Consider the following 1,590-nt stretch of genomic DNA (forward strand, 5'->3'; position numbering starts at 1 on the left):
GCGACGAGGAGCGTCAGCCCGGCGCGCGGCCACGAGTTCACGACCAGCCCGACCGAACCTTCGATCCCGCCGGGCACCGCGGGCCACCCGAACGCCGTGACGAGCTGCTGGACCACGCCGAGCGGGAGCCCGACCGCCAGCGAGCCGAGGAACAGCCCGGTCGCGGCGTGGATCGCGAGCCACGCGAGGTCGCGGCGGGTGGCCGGGTCCTTCAGCGGGGAGCCGTCCCGGTAGGGCTCGGGGATCGGGGTGCCGAGCGCTCGCGCGGCCCGGCGGCGGTCGACCCCGATGGGCCACCGCGACAGCCGGATCGCCGGGGCCAGCGACGGGATCCCGACGCCGAACGGGCACAGCAGGAGCACGGCGAAGAGCCCCACGAGGGCGAAGATCGACAACAGCGACGTGCCGGCGCCGACCACGAGGTAACGAGCCGCCGACCAGCACTCGCGCAGGCGGGTCGTCACGCCGCCAGTGTCCCACCCCACCGCCGTGGTGGTGCTGGCGCTACCCCCGATCCACCCGTCCACGGGATCGAACCCGCGGTCCCAGCCGCCTAGTTTTCGTTGGGACGCAAGCAAAGGGGAACACGATGACGACAGCGTATGCCGTGGAGCTGGCCGGCGTGCGGAAGGTGTATGGCTCCGGTGACGGCGCGGTCACCGCGCTCGACGGGGTCTCGGCGGGGGTGGCGCGGGGCTCGTTCACCGCGGTGATGGGGCCGTCCGGCTCCGGCAAGAGCACCTTCCTGCACTGCGCGGCCGGGTTGGACCGGCCGACGTCGGGGCGGGTGCTGCTGGGCGGCACCGAAATCGGCAGGCTCAAGGAGAGCGCGCTGACGCGGCTGCGGCGGACCCGGATCGGGTTCGTCTTCCAGGCCTACAACCTGCTGCCGGCGCTGAACGTGCTGCAGAACATCACGCTGCCGCTGCGGCTGGCCGGGCAGAAGCCGGACCCGCGGTGGCTGCGCGAGGTCGTCGAGGGCGTCGGCATCGCGAAGCGGCTGGAACACCGGCCGGCCGAGCTGTCCGGCGGGCAGCAGCAGCGCGTCGCGATCGCGCGGGCGCTCGTCACCCGGCCCGAGGCGGTGCTGGCCGACGAACCGACCGGCGCGCTCGACACCCGCACCGGGCGGCAGGTGCTGGACCTGCTCCGCGACGTCGTCGAGGGCATGGGGCAGACCGTCCTGATGGTCACCCACGACCCGGTCGCGGCTTCGGCCGCGCACGGCGTGCTGTTCCTGGCCGACGGCAAGCTGGCCGGTCACCTCCCGCACCCGACCCCCGAGCGGGTCGCGGAGCGGATGACGCACCTCGGGGAGTGGTGAGCGTGCTGTCCCTCGCCTGGCAGACGATCCGGAGCAGGCTCGGCGGGTTCGCCGGCGCCTTCATCGCGATCCTGTGCGGGACCGCCCTCGTGGCGGCCTGCGGGGTCCTCATGGAATCCGGCCTGCGGGCCGGGGTCCCCACCCAGCGGTACGCCGCCGCGGCTGTCGTCGTCGGCGGGGCCCAGACCGTGCGCCCGCCCGGGGCCGACGCGCTCTCGTTCGAGCAGGTCGGCGAGCAGCCCGCGGTCCCGGCCGAGCTGGCCGGG

2 protein-coding genes and 1 pseudogene are annotated in these 1,590 nt (G+C 74.7%); 2 read left to right on the forward strand and 1 reads right to left on the reverse strand.

Translation table 11 applies throughout. From position 1 onward, the window contains the following. Positions 1-464, reverse strand: a 464-nt coding sequence (locus G3I65_RS01300) for a sensor domain-containing protein (protein WP_309235228.1), incomplete at its 3' end; no start/stop codon positions are given. 125 nt (positions 465-589) lie between these two features. On the opposite strand from G3I65_RS01300, the gene G3I65_RS01305 reads away from it, so the two are divergent. Then, entirely contained in the window at positions 590-1,324 is a 735-nt protein-coding gene (locus tag G3I65_RS01305) for an ABC transporter ATP-binding protein (RefSeq protein ID WP_160693946.1), read from the forward strand. Between the two features lie 2 nt (positions 1,325-1,326). Further along, a pseudogene (locus tag G3I65_RS01310) lies at positions 1,327-1,590 on the forward strand (ABC transporter permease); the annotation flags it as partial.

Origin of the sequence: Amycolatopsis sp. SID8362 (assembly GCF_010550475.1) — a bacterium.
GTDB classification, from domain to species: domain Bacteria; phylum Actinomycetota; class Actinomycetes; order Mycobacteriales; family Pseudonocardiaceae; genus Amycolatopsis; species Amycolatopsis eburnea.

What these genes read in the sequence shown, in the direction of transcription:
- G3I65_RS01305 (WP_160693946.1), top strand. Translation starts at nt 590, where the DNA reads ATGACGACAGCGTATGCCGTGGAGCTGGCCGGCGTGCGGAAGGTGTAT.